Here is a 14,352-nt window from a genome sequence, read left to right as displayed (position 1 = left end):
TCTATTCCCCTTTTCCGTTCTTAGTTTTATCCGGTTCTGTCCCTTTATTCAGATCTTCCGGTTCTTTTGACTCTTCTTTTTCTTTTGTATTTTTTGATTCTTTCTCTTTTCTCAACTCTCTTGCCTGATTCTCTTCATCTTCATGAGAATAGATGTAAGTCCCATCCGAATCGACATAGCTCTTCTCACCATAGGCCTCTGTCTCGATCGGGAGCTTCTTCTTCTCCAACCTGTGATTAATCAGCATATTCACGATATAGTAAATCACTGCAAATGTCGGCACGCCCAGTATCATTCCTAAAAATCCGAAGAGTCCGCCGCCCAAAAGAATTGCGAATACTACCCAGAACGCAGAAAGCCCTGTGGAATCACCCAAAATCTTCGGTCCAATGACATTCCCATCAAGCTGCTGGAGTACGAGGATAAATATAATAAAGTATACCCCCATCTTCGGATCAGAAAGCATAATCAGTACTGCACTCGGAATCGCCCCAATATATGGTCCGAAAAATGGGATGACATTCGTCACGCCCACGATGACACTGACCAGGAGCGTATATGGCATATTCAGAACCGACAGTCCGATAAAACACAAAACTCCGATGATTGCAGAATCTATGATCTTTCCGATAATAAAGCCGCCGAAAATCTCGTTGCTCTTAATCGTCAGATGCAGAAGCATATTGGCATGTGAAGGCTTAAAGATCGCATACACGCCCTTTTTACACTGGCTTGAGAACTTTTCTTTACTGAAAAGCACATAAATAGATATAATGATTCCAATGACCGCATTAAAAAACTCATTGACTACGCTGATGACGCCCACCGTCAGGTTCGACATCAGGACATTGATCTGCGTCAGAAGATCGCTGCGCATCCATCTCTGGATATAATCGGTCGCTTCCTTCAAGACGTTATTCAGCAACTGATTCAACGTCGTATCCTTGGTATTCATCTCCATGATCTTATCGACAAGCTGGTTCAACTGACTCGGCACTGTCAGGACCATATCTCGTATACTTCCGTACAATTCTGGTATCATCATATTAAATAAAGCCACAATGACCATGATCAGAATCGTAACGGCAGCAAAAATCCCCACGCCCCGGGAAATGGCATGGACGCGCTTCTCACTCGAAATCTTTTTCCGAAGAAGAGGCTTTAAATGCCGCTCCACAAAATCAACGATTGGATTTAGCAGATATGCGATTCCCATTCCATAGAGCACTGGCTTCAATATATGAATGATTTCCTTGAAGACCCCCGATATCGCAGGCAGTCTCAGCAGCGCAAAATAAAAGATAATGCAGGCAGCGATCACTACAAAAAAGGTCATCCCCCTGCTGAACTTCTGCCGCAGCTTTGATGGCCCGTTATTTCCAAAAGAAGGTCTGGACGCATAGTAGCCGCTTGTCTCTTCCTTCCCGCTGTTTTTTAAATTCTCTTTTTCTTTACTCATCTCGTCATTTAGTTCCTTCCTGTATGCACATACAATGATTATAGCGCCTACCATATCATCTAGTCAACCTTATGTCAAAAGCAATTTCAAGGCTGCTGGCTTTGTGTTCCTGTTCACAGCTCACTTCACCTACATGCGAAAAGACAGGAATCCGAGTTTTGCCCGGACACCTGCCTTTTCTATTTCCAAATCACTTGGATATGCCTATTTACACTTAAATGTTGCACACTCTGTGGACTCGCACTGACATGCGTTGCTGCCTTCCACACTGATCTTTCCAGCATGACATTTGCAGTCGCAGTTGTACATACACTCTACTGCCTTACAATCGACATTACTGCGGTCAGATGCGCTTCCTGTTACATCGCTGTAGCCGCTTGAGTAGGTACTGCTGTAGCTGTTACTGCTGCTATTGCTGTAGCTGCTGGAACTACTGTTAGAAGAACCGCTGCCCTTTCTCTCCTGGAAGCTGGCACAGCATGTCTCTCTTGCTGTTCTTGCCTGGTCTCCACCTACCTGGATAGCGTCAAGGTCACATAAAAACTGTTTGTTGTGCACACATGTCTGCACGGTACATTTTAATTCTGGCATGATCATACCTCCTTCTAAATAATGAAATCAGTATCATTATGCCCTGTACCGCTTTGAATTATTCCTGCTTTTTATTCCTGCGTCTTTACTTCACGAACTGTCTTTTTGGCAATCTCATCCTTGATATCACAAAGGAATGCATCCAGACTCTTCTGTCCTTCATCCCCTGCAAATCTGCTTCTGACAGAAACGAGTCCATCCTCTTCTTCTTTTGCTCCGACAACAAGCATGTACGGAATTTTCTGCATCTGTGCCTCACGGATCTTATATCCGATTTTTTCAGCACGTGTATCCAGCTCTGCACGAATTCCTGCATTGTTCAACGCATCCAGCACCTGGTTGCCATATTCCAGATATTTATCAGAAATTGGAAGTACCTTTACCTGCACTGGAGCCAGCCATGTCGGGAATGCTCCTGCAAAATGCTCGATCAGAATACCGATAAAGCGTTCGATTGAACCAAATGCAACACGGTGGATCATGATCGGTCTGTGCTTTTCTCCGTCTGCTCCTGTATATTCCAATTCAAAGCGCAGCGGAAGCTGGAAATCGAGCTGAATCGTTCCGCACTGCCAGGTTCTTCCGATAGAATCCTCCAGATGGAAGTCAATCTTCGGACCATAGAATGCTCCGTCTCCTTCATTTACTACATATGGAAGACCGAGGTCATCCAGTGCACCGCGCAGTGCATCTGTAGCCATCTCCCAATCTTCATCGCTTCCCATGCTGTCCTCTGGACGTGTAGATAATTCTACATGGTACTTAAATCCGAACAGGCTGTAAACTTCATCGATCAGCCTTGCAACGCCCTTGATTTCATCACGAATCTGCTCCGGCATCATGAAGATATGTGCATCATCCTGTGTGAAGCAGCGGACTCTCATCAGACCATGGAGCTGTCCTGATTTCTCATGGCGGTGAACAAGTCCTAATTCTCCCATACGCAGCGGCAGGTCACGGTAAGAACGCGGCTCTGACTGGTATGCCAGGATTCCACCCGGACAGTTCATCGGTTTGATGGCAAAATCTTCCTCATCGATCACCGTAGTATACATATTGTCTTTATAGTGATCCCAATGTCCTGATGTCTCCCACAGATGACGGCTCAACATGATCGGAGTCGCAATCTCTACATAACCATTCTTGCGGTGAATCTCTCTCCAATAGTCCAGAAGCGTATTCTTAAGCTCCATTCCCTTTGGAAGGAAGAATGGGAATCCCGGTCCCTCATCTCTCATCATGAACAGGCCAAGTTCCTTACCAAGCTTTCTATGGTCACGCTTCTTTGCTTCCTCTAACATTGTCAGATACTCGTCCAGCTCTGCCTTCTTTGGAAATGCAGTTCCGTAAATTCTCTGGAGCATCTTGTTCTTTTCACTTCCACGCCAGTAAGCACCTGCAAGACTTGTCAGCTTAAATGCTTTGACTGGCTTCGTAGACATCAGATGAGGTCCTGCACAAAGGTCTGTGAACTCTCCCTGAGAATAGAAACTGATGACTGCATCCTCCGGCAGATCTTCGATAAGCTCTACCTTATATGGTTCGTCTTTTTCTTTAAAATATGCGATTGCTTCTTCTCTCGGCTTTGTATACTGTTCAATCGGAAGATTCTCTTTCACGATCTTCTTCATCTCTGCCTCGATTTTTGTCAGGTCATCTGCAGTCAACGGAACTTCTCTGTCAATATCATAGTAGAAACCGTCTGCTACAGAAGGTCCGATCGCCAGCTTTGTATCTGGATACAATCTCTTGATTGCCTGTGCCATGATATGGGATGCTGTATGTCTGAATGCGCCCTTTCCTTTTTCGTCCTGGAATGTGAGGATACTCAGTTCACAGTCTTTATCTACGACTGTTCTTAAATCAACCACCTCACCGTCAATTTCTCCGGCTGTTGCCACTCTGGCCAGTCCCTCACTGATATCAGCTGCGATTTCAATTACGGATTTGCTCTCTGCATATTCTTTGCAGGAACCATCTTTTAATGTGATCTTCATTCTTTTTACCTCTCTTTTCATAAAATTTTTAATCAATACTGATGCACCACTCATCCGGCAGTGCCGAACTTATCATTTATCAAAATACACTCTTTCCCTGTCTGGATGTTCGCCAGACCAGCCTGTCTGCGGAAGTGTTTCCAGGCGATACATATCTTCCGCCGAAATCTCGAATCCGAACAGCTCCTGGTTCTGCTTCATACGTTCCATGGAGGAAGACTTCGGAAGCGGGATGACCTTTCTCTGAAGTGCATATCTTAAGCAGATCTGTGCTGTCGTCACTTTGTACTTTTCTGCCATCTCAAGCATCAGCGGCTCCTTCGAAACACGCATCCGGCCGAGAGGGCTCCATCCCTGCACCTGAATTCCTCTTTCCTGACAGTACGAAAGTACTGCTTCCTGAGAATATCCAGGGTGAAATTCAATCTGGTCGACCGCCGGGCAGACCTCACAGTTCTGTAAGATATTTTCTATATGATGAGGCAGGAAATTGCTCAGCCCAATGGCGCGCACCCGGCCTTCTTTATAAAATTCTTCCAGTGCCCTCCAGGTCTCTATATCCAGAGCCTTCCAATCCTCATAATCCGGTTCCGGCAAAGGCCAGTGAATCAGATACAGGTCCAGATAGTCAGTCCCGAGCCGCTCAAGTGTCGCCTGAAATGCTTTCTTAGTCTGCTCATATCCCATCTCCGTCTTCCAGACCTTCGAAGTAATAAAAAAATCCTCTCTTGGAATCCCGCTGTCCTTGATGGCCTCACACAGAAACGGCTCCGTACCGTAAAAGGATGCCGTATCGAAATAGCGGTAACCCGCATCAATGGCGGTACGAATCACATCGGCAGTATTCCCCTGGGCCGCCTTATAGGTTCCGAAGCCGACACAAGGAATCTGGACCCCATTGTTCAGTTCAAAACAATCCTGTACACTCTTCATTTTCCTCTCCTTTCTTGCTTTAAAATAAAGAAAGCCCCTTCCTGTAATCACTTACAGAAAGGGACGAGTTCACTAATCACTCGCGGTTCCACCCTAATTGAGCTGGCAATGCCAGAACCACTTCATTATGATTATAACGGAATCACCGGGCTGTTTTCAGCCACTCAGAGGTAGTCTTCAAATGCTTCCGTGATAGAAAAGCTTACAGCCTATGGCTCTTCCTCTCTGGAACCTTCCACATTCTACTCGTCTCGTCATCGTATTACCATATTTGTGCCAATGATAGATTTATTATAACATTACCGCGGTTTTTGTCAACCAATAAATTGCGCTCTTTCCTCTTTACCGTTTGAAAACCAGGAACTTAAGGACTCCAAAAAACTCTCGTACCAGATAATTCACCTGGAACAGAGAATTGGAGCTTGCCGGAATTCCCTGGAGATTCTGATATCCGACCTGTTTTCCGATCTTCATTGCCCTGTACAGATGAAAATCATTGGTCACCACAGCCAGAGGCTTTGACAGATCTTTTATCATTTCTGCACTAAATTTTAGATTTTCCCAGGTCGTTGTAGACGCATCCTCCAGATAAATCCGCGTTTCCTCAATTCCATGCTCCCTAAGATATCCCGCCATAGCTGCTGCTTCTGAGATGTCTTCGCCTCTGCCCTGTCCGCCGGCAACGATCACCCGTGTCTCTGGATTCTCTTCCAGATAACGAAGTGCAGCATCTAATCTCTTCTTCAAGGAGGAGGTGATTCTCGTCCCCCGGACCTGCGCCCCTAGAATGATCAGATATGCAAGATGTCTCTCTGCCTTTTTCTTCATCGCAATACAGATCTGAACCTCAACTCCAAGAAATACAGCCCAGGAACCAATCAGAATCCCGCACAACACTCTGGTAACTATGATCGGCAGGGGACAAAAACTTAAAAGGATTCCCAAAATCAGGTGTGCGCCCCCTAGCGCAGGCCAGAATAAAACAAACGTGGAATTCCATTTTTTAGAATAGAACCACATGGCCAGATAGTAGATCAGACAAAGGCTTCCCGTCAACAAAAAATATGCCCAAAGGGCACGCTGTAATGCATGCCCTGCGGGCAGGTCCGCAGAAAACGGCGGATTCGCTATCATCATGATACTGCACCAAGGGCAGTTATTATGCATTCTTACCGCAGCACTTCTTATACTTCTTGCCGCTTCCACATGGACATGGATCATTTCTTCCGATCTTCTTCTCCTTGCGGATTGTACCGGACTGCTTCTGCTCACGGTACAGACGTTTCTTTGTATCCGCATCAAAGATGCTGTCCCACTGTGGCAGTTCATAAAGCCAATCAGCCTTTGCATCTACCATATTCTTATACAGCTTTTCCTTATCAAAAGCAAGGCTTACCTCTGTAGTCTCTGTCATTGTCTCGATCGGGTTCGGTACCTTTAAGCTGTCATTGATACCATCCAGGAAACCTACCATCGTCAGCACTTCCTGACCATACTTCTTCGCAAGCTCTTCCACAGTTCCCTTCACTTCTACATCCGGTGCATCTAAAAGCTGCTCGTAAATGCTCTTCTCAATATTAAAATATGTGCCCCAGAACTGCTCTAACTGGTCTCTTGAAAGTTCCTTGTTATAGGCGGTATCACGCCACTGATCTAATAAACATTTCTCACTCATCGTATATAACTCCTTTTATCTTAATTTCGCTCGTGTCCCCATTATATAACAAAATTCCAACTTAGTAAATATGAAATTGACATGCAGACGGCCCTCCGATTCTGGAAGGCCGCTTCTTGCATTCAAGTCAGTTCTTAATATGTTTGAAATATATTGCTTTTTTAGTTATAATGTATCTATCTTTGTTATGTACCACTCAGATAGAAAGGATTTGTCATGAAAAAATCAAAACGTATTTTAGCCTTGATCGGCGCAATTCTTCTTGTATGTCTGTACGGCAGTACATTGATTTTCGCTTTTGTTGACCATTCTGCATCTTCCGGTCTGCTGAAGGCTTCCATTGCCGCAACAATTTTACTGCCAGTTCTTATGTATGCTTATACTCTTGTTTATTGGCTGTCTCAAAAGAATCATCATGATGACCCAGGGCAGGATGACTGATTCGTTATACGTACATCTGTGCAAGCTCCAGAGCGGCATTCATCTCTGCTGCTCTGAGACTTAAGAATGGATTCTTTGAGATCTCTGTCTTTCTTTTTTCCTGTCTTCTTACCAGGTATTCTTCCATCGAAATCATCTCTTGAGTTCCTTCATTGTTGTTCTGACGCATGAAAATACCTCCTTTTCTTTTTAAACCTCAGCCTTACTATTATATGAATGACAGGCCTTAAATATGCTAAATTTTTCTATAATGGAATTTCCTTTTCCTTCTCATTTAGCATAGGTTCATTGTACGTTCCAAATGTGTCAGAGTTATGGCAGAAATCTAAAGATTTTATAATCAAATATTACCAATTTCTTACGATTCTTAATGAAATTCTCGGGTACAGATCACCTTTATAAAATGTTTTTCCAGAAAATGTATTCCTAAATGATAAACCTGTGTATAGACCAAAAGAAGGATGAGCTGTGTAATATAATAGTATTGCATTTCTATTCTGCTAAATAATCTCATCGCAGGCAGTACCGTGAAGAAAATGACCGAGATTGCAGCGGCAAAGAGAAGCGGCCACAGAGAATGCATTGCCATTTCGCTGCGTATAATGCGTTCCCTTCCTTTTCTCCCCATCCCAATTGCTTCCAAGAGCCCGTTTCTACGCCGGAGGTCATCAATATCCAGACTGAATTTCAGATAAAAGATAAATAAGCTGCTCAACAGCATAATAAATATAGTTGCTGAAAAGGCAATTTCTTTAAAGAACCTTTCGCCTTCTGCCAGGGGCTTCTGTACCTGCTTTGCATAATAAGGGAGAATTGTAGCATCCCAGGCTGAATCAGAAGCATTTTTCCGCGAAAAGATTGTTAGTTTGTCTGAAATTTCCTGATACTCTTCTTTGGTTGTATGAAGTGTGACAAGCTGCGTCGGAGACGGTTCCTTGTCAAGTCTCCCCTCAACAGATTTAAGAAGATCATCAAAATGCTCATCTGAAAATACGACGATATTTTCCTGGTCACCATTATGGAACATCCCTGTCAAAATTCGTTTTTCCTGACTCTTGATCTGATAAGGCGGATACAGGGTATCACGGGTAAGAAGATCATAATAACAAATTCTGCCTGCGCGCAGATGTGGATCATATCCCAAATGCTCCATCGGAGAAACATACCAGTCCAGAAGCCGGGCCCTCTGAGAAGAATCTTGTTGAAAGACCACATTGATTTCCTTACCCTTTAAATGAAGGATGCTTTTATCCTTTGGGGCAGCTTCTGCTTTTAGCTTTTGATAGGTAGTCTCTGAAATCCCGACCTGCTGTCCCAATGGAAAGAACATTCCCCCGTTTGTCGAACGAATCAACGTGTTAAAGGAGAACGGTTCTGACAGCAGGGTATCGATTCTCACCATAGGATATGTTTCCATCCGGATATCATAATCTTTTTTCATCTCCTGGAAAAACTCTGAATCCTCCTCATGTGCCATACATACAAAATCATAAGGATAAAGTTCTTCCCCATGGGCCGAAATCAAACAAGAACTAAGACGCGGCAGATAGACTGACAATGCCAGTGTCTGGATTGTGAATAAAAGGAACAGGTATTTCGCGTTCGTCTTAAACCGATATTTCCATGGAAGTACCTGGAACATATGCTTAAAGTAACGTTCTTTCTTCTTTCTGAACCATGGAACCAGCTTTCCCCCTCCACAATATAATATAAGAAGGGCTCCAAAAAGCAGAATTGCCACTCTGGACAGTCCTTCCATCCAATGTCCATATATAAACCCACGTATTCCTGCATAAATGCAATATAGTCCGTAAAATAGGCCCAGAAACAGGTGATTCTTGGGCACTCCTTCTTTCTTGGCGGCGTTGACCGCAGAAGAGGTAATATCCACTCCTTCAAACAAATGATAATTAATCAATGTCGCAAGTCCCGTCATTAGCAAAAAGGCAATTGCTGTTACTAACGTCACCACTTGATATGCCGTTGGGACGTCCATTCTTATTCCCTGACTTTGTAGATAAAGATATTTTAAAACTGGGAACCCTAAATTTCCCAGAAGCAATCCAACAGCTAATGAGGACAAAATACATACTAGATATTCCAGGGCAATGACCAGCCACAGTGTCTTTTTGCGGATACCAAGGCCTAGAAAAATCCCATAGTTCTTCATACGCGTTTTTATGTAATTAGAAATAATCAGCACCAGCAGCATGACAGAGAGAAAAACTACTATATTAAGTACCTCACTGAAAATTTTAAAAATCCCACTGGTCATCATCAGATTTAGATCCGGGTTCATCATATAGATCAATGCAAGTGCACCAAATAAGACATAGAATAAAGCCACGGAAACCGAAGCCGCCACGATAAATAGAAGATACCCCCTTAAATTGCTTCGGAAATTAGCAAATACCACCTCGTAAAAATCTTTGGAATACCGTCCTGGGAAATGCATCCGCCGAATTTTATCTAGTTTTGCTTCTCTCTCCCTTTGTTTAAGTTCACGAGCCTGCCTGCTCATCTCTGCCCCTTCCAGAATCAGTCTTGTACCAATATAATCTGCGAGCATCAGAAAAAGAGAAGCAAAGAAGGGCACACTGATACAATACGGTGCCAAAAACACAGTCATCAGATAAAAAAGACCAATCCAATAGGCGAAATTCGTGAGCACACTCACTTTTTTCCCTTTTATAAGAAGTACTGACCTTACAATAAGCACCACTGCAAGCAGAATAGGAAGGAAAAGGAAAAAATATGCCGGAACAATACTCCTTTCCGTAGCTGCCACTGTTTCCACATTTTCGAATACCTTCGAAAAGGAAATGATTCCTCCATACTTATGGACCTTGTAGACAAAACCGAAAATTGTATATCCTGCTCCTTGAAAATGTATCCACCTGCCAAAAAGAATCAGGCACGAAATTATAAAACCAATTGCTGCACCAAAGTAATCCGCCTTTCTCTTCATACACTCCGCCTCCTGATTTTTGGATTATAACATTTATAAGTTAGTTTACACAGCAGAGAGGCCCGCTGTTCTCCTATTGTTTCGTATTTTTGTATTCTTTTGTGAAGAGAAGTAAAAACCAGATACAAGAAATAAGAAGCAAGGCAACCGGATAACGTATATCCGTATAAACAGGCAGGAAACCTCCTAAAATTAGATTCGTTATAAAATGCATATACGCAACCAACCATACATTTTCTGTTTTCATGTATACATATCCTAAGACTACTGAAAGTGCTGGAAGAAATATAAATCTCGCAAACAATATTCTCCCATCCCAAAACTTGTCTGGAAAATAAAATGGTACATGCCATATTTGCCAGAGGATTCCAACTAAAATAACGCCCCAACGCTTTCCAAATTTTTTTTAAAGTAACGGCTGCAGATATCCTCTCCACCCATACTCCTCCCCAAACGTAAGTAAACACTGGGTAGGAAAATATGCAACCGATAAACAAAGTCCCACGAAAAGCCCGTAATCGACTCCTTCTAAATTCATGATCAAAATCACCGCAATATTTATTGCAGCATAAATCAAAAGATACTTCACACCGACTTTTATATTCTTAAAGGGACTTAATTCTGGACAAAATACCCAGGAGTATACGAACGCGATAATACTTATTACGAATACGGGTATATGAAGAGAAGTATTAAACAACTGTTCACTTATAACACCTGTTGCTCTTAATACCAGCCCTAATAATGTAATTCCAAAAACAAGGATTATCATTTTATGTAACCGGCTTATTTCTTTTTTTCACTCCTCGAACACATCTTAGCCAATACAACTCCAGTCGCAGGTGTTAACATCATAAACGTTGACATTTTTTCTGAATTTTCATAAATACCAAGATAGATAAGGCTTCCACAAAATAAGGACATTCCGTATGACACAGAAAAAAATATTAAAATTTCTATTAAGTCAGATTTTTTATTTTTTACCCGCTCCATAAAGTGGTCCCCCTTTTGTTATTTTCTGATAATTCATCTGTTCACCGCGAATATTTCCAACTATTGTATTCATTATACCACTTCTCTTACATCTTGTTAGACTTATTTCCGTAAAAGAAAGAAAAGCAAAAGAGAATGGCAGAAACAAAACCTTTCTGCCATTCTCCTTCTATTCTACTTATTATAAATCTATACTATTTATTGCGGTAAATGATATCGTCTCTTCCCGGTCCATTACTGATCAGCGTGATCGGATAGCCAATCTCCTGCTCTACGAACTCGATGTACTTTCTGCAGTTCTCTGGAAGATCTTCATATTTCTTAATTCCGCGGATATCACATTTCCATCCCGGAAGTGTCTTAAGTACTGGTTTTGCTTTCTCAAGCAGATGTGTTACCGGGAAATCTGTTGTCACTTCCCCATTGATCTCGTATCCTACACATACCGGAATCTCATCCAGGTATCCCAGGACATCTAAAACGGTGAATGCCACATCTGTTGTTCCCTGCATTCTGCATCCATACTTGGAAGCAACACAGTCGAACCATCCCATACGTCTCGGGCGTCCTGTCGTTGCACCGAATTCTCCGCCGTCACCGCCGCGGCGTCTTAACTCGTCTGCCTCTTCACCGAAAATCTCACTTACAAAAGCGCCTGCTCCGACCGCACTGGAGTATGCCTTGCATACTGTGATGATCTGCTTGATCTCGTATGGCGGAATTCCTGCTCCGATCGCACCATAAGCTGCAAGTGTGGAGGAGGAAGTTACCATCGGATAAATTCCATGATCCGGGTCTTTCAGGGAACCGAGCTGTCCTTCCAGAAGGATATTCTTGCCTTCCTTCAATGCATTGTGAAGATACAGAGACACATCACATACATACGGAGCGATCATCTCTTTGTATCCGATAAGTTCCTTATATAAATCGTCAGGATCAATCAGTGGTTTGTGGTATAAATGCTCTAACAGTACATTCTTCTGCTCTGCCACGCGCACAACTTTCTCTTTCAGCAGCTCATCATCGAACAGCTCGCTTACCTGGAAACCAATTTTTGCATACTTGTCTGAATAGAAAGGTGCAATTCCTGACTTCGTAGATCCAAAAGATTTACCTGCCAGACGCTCTTCTTCATATGCATCAAAATTCTTGTGATAGGACATCACGATCTGCGCACGGTCAGATACCAGAATCTTTGGCTGCGGAACCCCCTGATCAACGATGGACTGAATCTCTTTGAATAACACTGGGACATCCAGTGCCACTCCATTGCCTATGATACTTGTTGTATGGTCATAAAACACACCAGATGGCAGTGTATGCAGCGCAAACTTCCCATAATCATTAATGATGGTATGGCCTGCATTCGCTCCCCCCTGGAAACGGACAATGATATCGGCTTCTTTACCAAGCATATCTGTAATCTTGCCTTTTCCCTCATCGCCCCAGTTAGCACCTACTACTGCTTTTACCATTTCAAACCCTCCTGCGTACATTATCGCTTAAAAACCTCTATTAGCAGTTCTTATAAACGAACTACCCTAAAAATTATACTATACTTTCTTCAATCTGTAAAACACTATTTCGATTTTTCTTTAAAACTGCATAAGGGTTCGACCCTTATGCAGTTTTATGTTACAAACGGACTTTTTCAAAGGGGTCTGCCCCTTATGCAAATCTTTCCTACATCAACGGTGCAATCAGCCGCAGCACTCTTCCGCAGATTGCCATGAACGGACTGATTTTCTTTAAATCGCTGACGCTGATACGTTGACACTGTTTCAAGGTCTTCTGGAAATCCGCCTCGATTTCCCGGACCACGGGATTGTTATAGATGAACACACCGCATTCGAAATGCAGATACAAGCTCCGGTAATCCAGGTTGATTGTCCCGACCGTTGCTGTATCGTCATCTGACACGAAAATCTTTGCATGCACAAATCCAGGAGTAAATTCGTAGATCTGTACGCCTGCCTCAATCAAATCCCTGTAGAATGTCTTGGCAACAGCGAATGCATACCACTTATCCGGGATATGCGGCATGATGATACATACCTCGATTCCACTTTTTGCGGCTCTTGTCAGGGTGTCAAGCATTTCATTGTCCAGAATCAGATAGGGAGTCATGATATGGACATATTTTTTCGCATGATTCAAGATGTGGAAATATACCTCTTCCCCCACATCTTCATTATCGTATGGACTGTCCCCATATGGAATCATAAATCCCAGCTCCCTGTGCAGCTCTGTGGACATTGGCGTCAGATAATTCTGATACTGCTCCCCATATTTTAATTCGGTCGCATTCCACATCTGCAGAAACAGCATGGTCAGGCTCTGCACGGCATCGCCTTCCAGCATAATTGCTGTATCCTTCCAGTATCCAAAGCGCACCTTTTTATTAATATATTCATCTGCCAGATTGATTCCTCCGGTAAATCCTACTTTCCCGTCCACAACACAGATTTTTCGGTGGTCCCTGTTATTCTGCGTCGTAGACAGCACCGGACGGATTGGACTGAACATCTTACATTGGATTCCATATTTACGGATGATCTTTGGGTAATTATATGGAAGCAGGGAGATACTGCACATCCCATCGTACATGAACCGAACCTCTACGCCTTCCTGTGCCTTTCGTTTCAAGACCTCAAGAATCGTATCCCACATGTACCCTTCCCCTACAATAAAATATTCCATAAAGATGAACTTTTCTGCCTTTTCCAATTGTTCCAGCAGAGCCGGAAATTTTTCTTCCCCACAAGAAAAGTAGGTGGCTTTTGTATTCCGGTATGTAGGAAAACACAGTTGGTGCTTCATATAATGTGCCAGATTCGCATTGGCCGGCTTGCTCAGGCGTAGATCATCGATGATTCCCGGTCTCTGCTCCATATATGGATATGTATCCAGTTTCAGCTTGCCAAGGCGCTTTCCAATATATTTCGTTCCGAACTCCCCTTTTACATATAGATAGAACAGACAGCCGAACACAGGAAAAATCAGAATCAACAATACCCATGTCATATTGAACGCCGGATTCCCCCTCTGATTAATAATGTAGATCACGATGATGGCCCCGACCACATTCAGTATTCCATATACATAAATAATGTAGTCTTTTAGAAACGTTGCGATTCCTACCATCATCAAAAGCTGTATCAACAGCAGGAGAAAAATCAGCGCAGTACGGCTGAACACAACGCTCAAGATTCCTTTCTTGGCTTGTTTCTTTGCTTTTTTAGCAGTTTTATTTTCCATGTTGCCTTGTCACACACTCCTTTATTCAAATCTCAAT

Annotated in this window: 13 protein-coding genes, 1 pseudogene and 1 other annotated feature; of the genes and pseudogenes, 1 reads left to right on the top strand and 13 read right to left on the bottom strand. The window is 43.0% G+C overall.

The window, feature by feature from the left end:
* Window position 1: 1 nt before the first annotated feature.
* From HGO97_RS06950 to HGO97_RS06925, 6 genes are all read right to left on the bottom strand, one after another.
* Window positions 2-1,459 (bottom strand): AI-2E family transporter, encoded by a 1,458-nt coding sequence (locus HGO97_RS06950; RefSeq protein WP_216240576.1) that lies wholly within the window; start codon window positions 1,457-1,459, stop codon window positions 2-4.
* A 204-nt stretch (window positions 1,460-1,663) separates the two neighbouring features.
* On the bottom strand, window positions 1,664-2,050 hold the full coding sequence (locus tag HGO97_RS06945) for a DUF1540 domain-containing protein (protein WP_216240575.1): 387 nt from the start codon (window positions 2,048-2,050) through the stop codon (window positions 1,664-1,666).
* A gap of 71 nt (window positions 2,051-2,121) precedes the next feature.
* Entirely contained in the window at window positions 2,122-4,047 is a 1,926-nt protein-coding gene (thrS, locus tag HGO97_RS06940) for a threonine--tRNA ligase (protein WP_216240574.1), read from the bottom strand.
* A gap of 72 nt (window positions 4,048-4,119) precedes the next feature.
* Window positions 4,120-4,980 carry an aldo/keto reductase gene (locus HGO97_RS06935; RefSeq protein WP_216240573.1) on the bottom strand — a complete coding sequence of 287 codons (861 nt, stop codon included), beginning with the start codon at window positions 4,978-4,980 and terminating at the stop codon, window positions 4,120-4,122.
* 56 nt (window positions 4,981-5,036) lie between these two features.
* Window positions 5,037-5,247: a binding site (T-box leader), on the bottom strand.
* A 75-nt stretch (window positions 5,248-5,322) separates the two neighbouring features.
* On the bottom strand, window positions 5,323-6,117 hold the full coding sequence (locus HGO97_RS06930; RefSeq protein WP_246597338.1) for a YdcF family protein: 795 nt from the start codon (window positions 6,115-6,117) through the stop codon (window positions 5,323-5,325).
* Window positions 6,118-6,139: 22 nt separating this feature from the next.
* On the bottom strand, window positions 6,140-6,655 hold the full coding sequence (locus HGO97_RS06925) for an SEC-C metal-binding domain-containing protein (protein ID WP_216240572.1): 516 nt from the start codon (window positions 6,653-6,655) through the stop codon (window positions 6,140-6,142).
* 216 nt (window positions 6,656-6,871) lie between these two features.
* Here HGO97_RS06925 and HGO97_RS06920 point away from each other — a divergent pair, with 216 nt between their 5' ends.
* A complete protein-coding gene (locus HGO97_RS06920) occupies window positions 6,872-7,096 on the top strand; it encodes a hypothetical protein (RefSeq protein WP_216240571.1) in 225 nt (74 codons plus the stop codon).
* Window positions 7,097-7,100: 4 nt separating this feature from the next.
* Here the strand turns inward: HGO97_RS06920 and HGO97_RS06915 are convergent, their stop codons facing one another.
* The 7 genes and pseudogenes from HGO97_RS06915 to cls form a co-directional block, all read right to left on the bottom strand.
* Complete coding sequence (locus tag HGO97_RS06915) at window positions 7,101-7,265, bottom strand: hypothetical protein (protein ID WP_216240570.1); 165 nt, start codon at window positions 7,263-7,265, stop codon at window positions 7,101-7,103.
* A gap of 198 nt (window positions 7,266-7,463) precedes the next feature.
* Window positions 7,464-10,064 (bottom strand): ABC transporter permease, encoded by a 2,601-nt coding sequence (locus HGO97_RS06910; protein ID WP_216240569.1) that lies wholly within the window; start codon window positions 10,062-10,064, stop codon window positions 7,464-7,466.
* A gap of 73 nt (window positions 10,065-10,137) precedes the next feature.
* Window positions 10,138-10,452 (bottom strand): annotated as a pseudogene (locus HGO97_RS24505) (CPBP family glutamic-type intramembrane protease); the annotation flags it as partial.
* Window positions 10,453-10,470: 18 nt separating this feature from the next.
* Window positions 10,471-10,836: a hypothetical protein gene (locus tag HGO97_RS06900; RefSeq protein ID WP_216240568.1), complete on the bottom strand. Its 366-nt coding sequence runs from the start codon at window positions 10,834-10,836 to the stop codon at window positions 10,471-10,473.
* A gap of 14 nt (window positions 10,837-10,850) precedes the next feature.
* The gene (locus HGO97_RS06895) at window positions 10,851-11,057 is read right to left on the bottom strand and encodes a hypothetical protein (protein WP_216240567.1); all 207 of its coding nucleotides are present in this window, start codon (window positions 11,055-11,057) and stop codon (window positions 10,851-10,853) included.
* 194 nt (window positions 11,058-11,251) lie between these two features.
* Entirely contained in the window at window positions 11,252-12,532 is a 1,281-nt protein-coding gene (locus HGO97_RS06890) for an adenylosuccinate synthase (RefSeq protein ID WP_216240566.1), read from the bottom strand.
* A 208-nt stretch (window positions 12,533-12,740) separates the two neighbouring features.
* Window positions 12,741-14,315: a cardiolipin synthase gene (gene cls, locus HGO97_RS06885; protein WP_216240565.1), complete on the bottom strand. Its 1,575-nt coding sequence runs from the start codon at window positions 14,313-14,315 to the stop codon at window positions 12,741-12,743.
* Window positions 14,316-14,352: the final 37 nt, after the last annotated feature.

The organism is Faecalicatena faecalis (assembly GCF_012524165.2).
GTDB classification, from domain to species: domain Bacteria; phylum Bacillota; class Clostridia; order Lachnospirales; family Lachnospiraceae; genus Faecalicatena_A; species Faecalicatena_A faecalis.
This window is presented reverse-complemented; position numbering and strand designations above follow the sequence as displayed.

Coding starts and splice junctions, on each gene's coding strand:
- HGO97_RS06895 (WP_216240567.1), bottom strand. CDS start 11,057: ATGGAGCGGGTAAAAAATAAAAAATCTGACTTAATAGAAATTTTAATA.
- HGO97_RS06935 (WP_216240573.1), bottom strand. CDS start 4,980: ATGAAGAGTGTACAGGATTGTTTTGAACTGAACAATGGGGTCCAGATT.
- HGO97_RS06900 (WP_216240568.1), bottom strand. CDS start 10,836: ATGATAATCCTTGTTTTTGGAATTACATTATTAGGGCTGGTATTAAGA.
- HGO97_RS06915 (WP_216240570.1), bottom strand. CDS start 7,265: ATGCGTCAGAACAACAATGAAGGAACTCAAGAGATGATTTCGATGGAA.
- HGO97_RS06920 (WP_216240571.1), top strand. CDS start 6,872: ATGAAAAAATCAAAACGTATTTTAGCCTTGATCGGCGCAATTCTTCTT.
- HGO97_RS06910 (WP_216240569.1), bottom strand. CDS start 10,064: ATGAAGAGAAAGGCGGATTACTTTGGTGCAGCAATTGGTTTTATAATT.
- cls (WP_216240565.1), bottom strand. CDS start 14,315: ATGGAAAATAAAACTGCTAAAAAAGCAAAGAAACAAGCCAAGAAAGGA.
- thrS (WP_216240574.1), bottom strand. CDS start 4,047: ATGAAGATCACATTAAAAGATGGTTCCTGCAAAGAATATGCAGAGAGC.
- HGO97_RS06950 (WP_216240576.1), bottom strand. CDS start 1,459: ATGAGTAAAGAAAAAGAGAATTTAAAAAACAGCGGGAAGGAAGAGACA.
- HGO97_RS06945 (WP_216240575.1), bottom strand. CDS start 2,050: ATGCCAGAATTAAAATGTACCGTGCAGACATGTGTGCACAACAAACAG.
- HGO97_RS06890 (WP_216240566.1), bottom strand. CDS start 12,532: ATGGTAAAAGCAGTAGTAGGTGCTAACTGGGGCGATGAGGGAAAAGGC.
- HGO97_RS06930 (WP_246597338.1), bottom strand. CDS start 6,117: ATGATGATAGCGAATCCGCCGTTTTCTGCGGACCTGCCCGCAGGGCAT.
- HGO97_RS06925 (WP_216240572.1), bottom strand. CDS start 6,655: ATGAGTGAGAAATGTTTATTAGATCAGTGGCGTGATACCGCCTATAAC.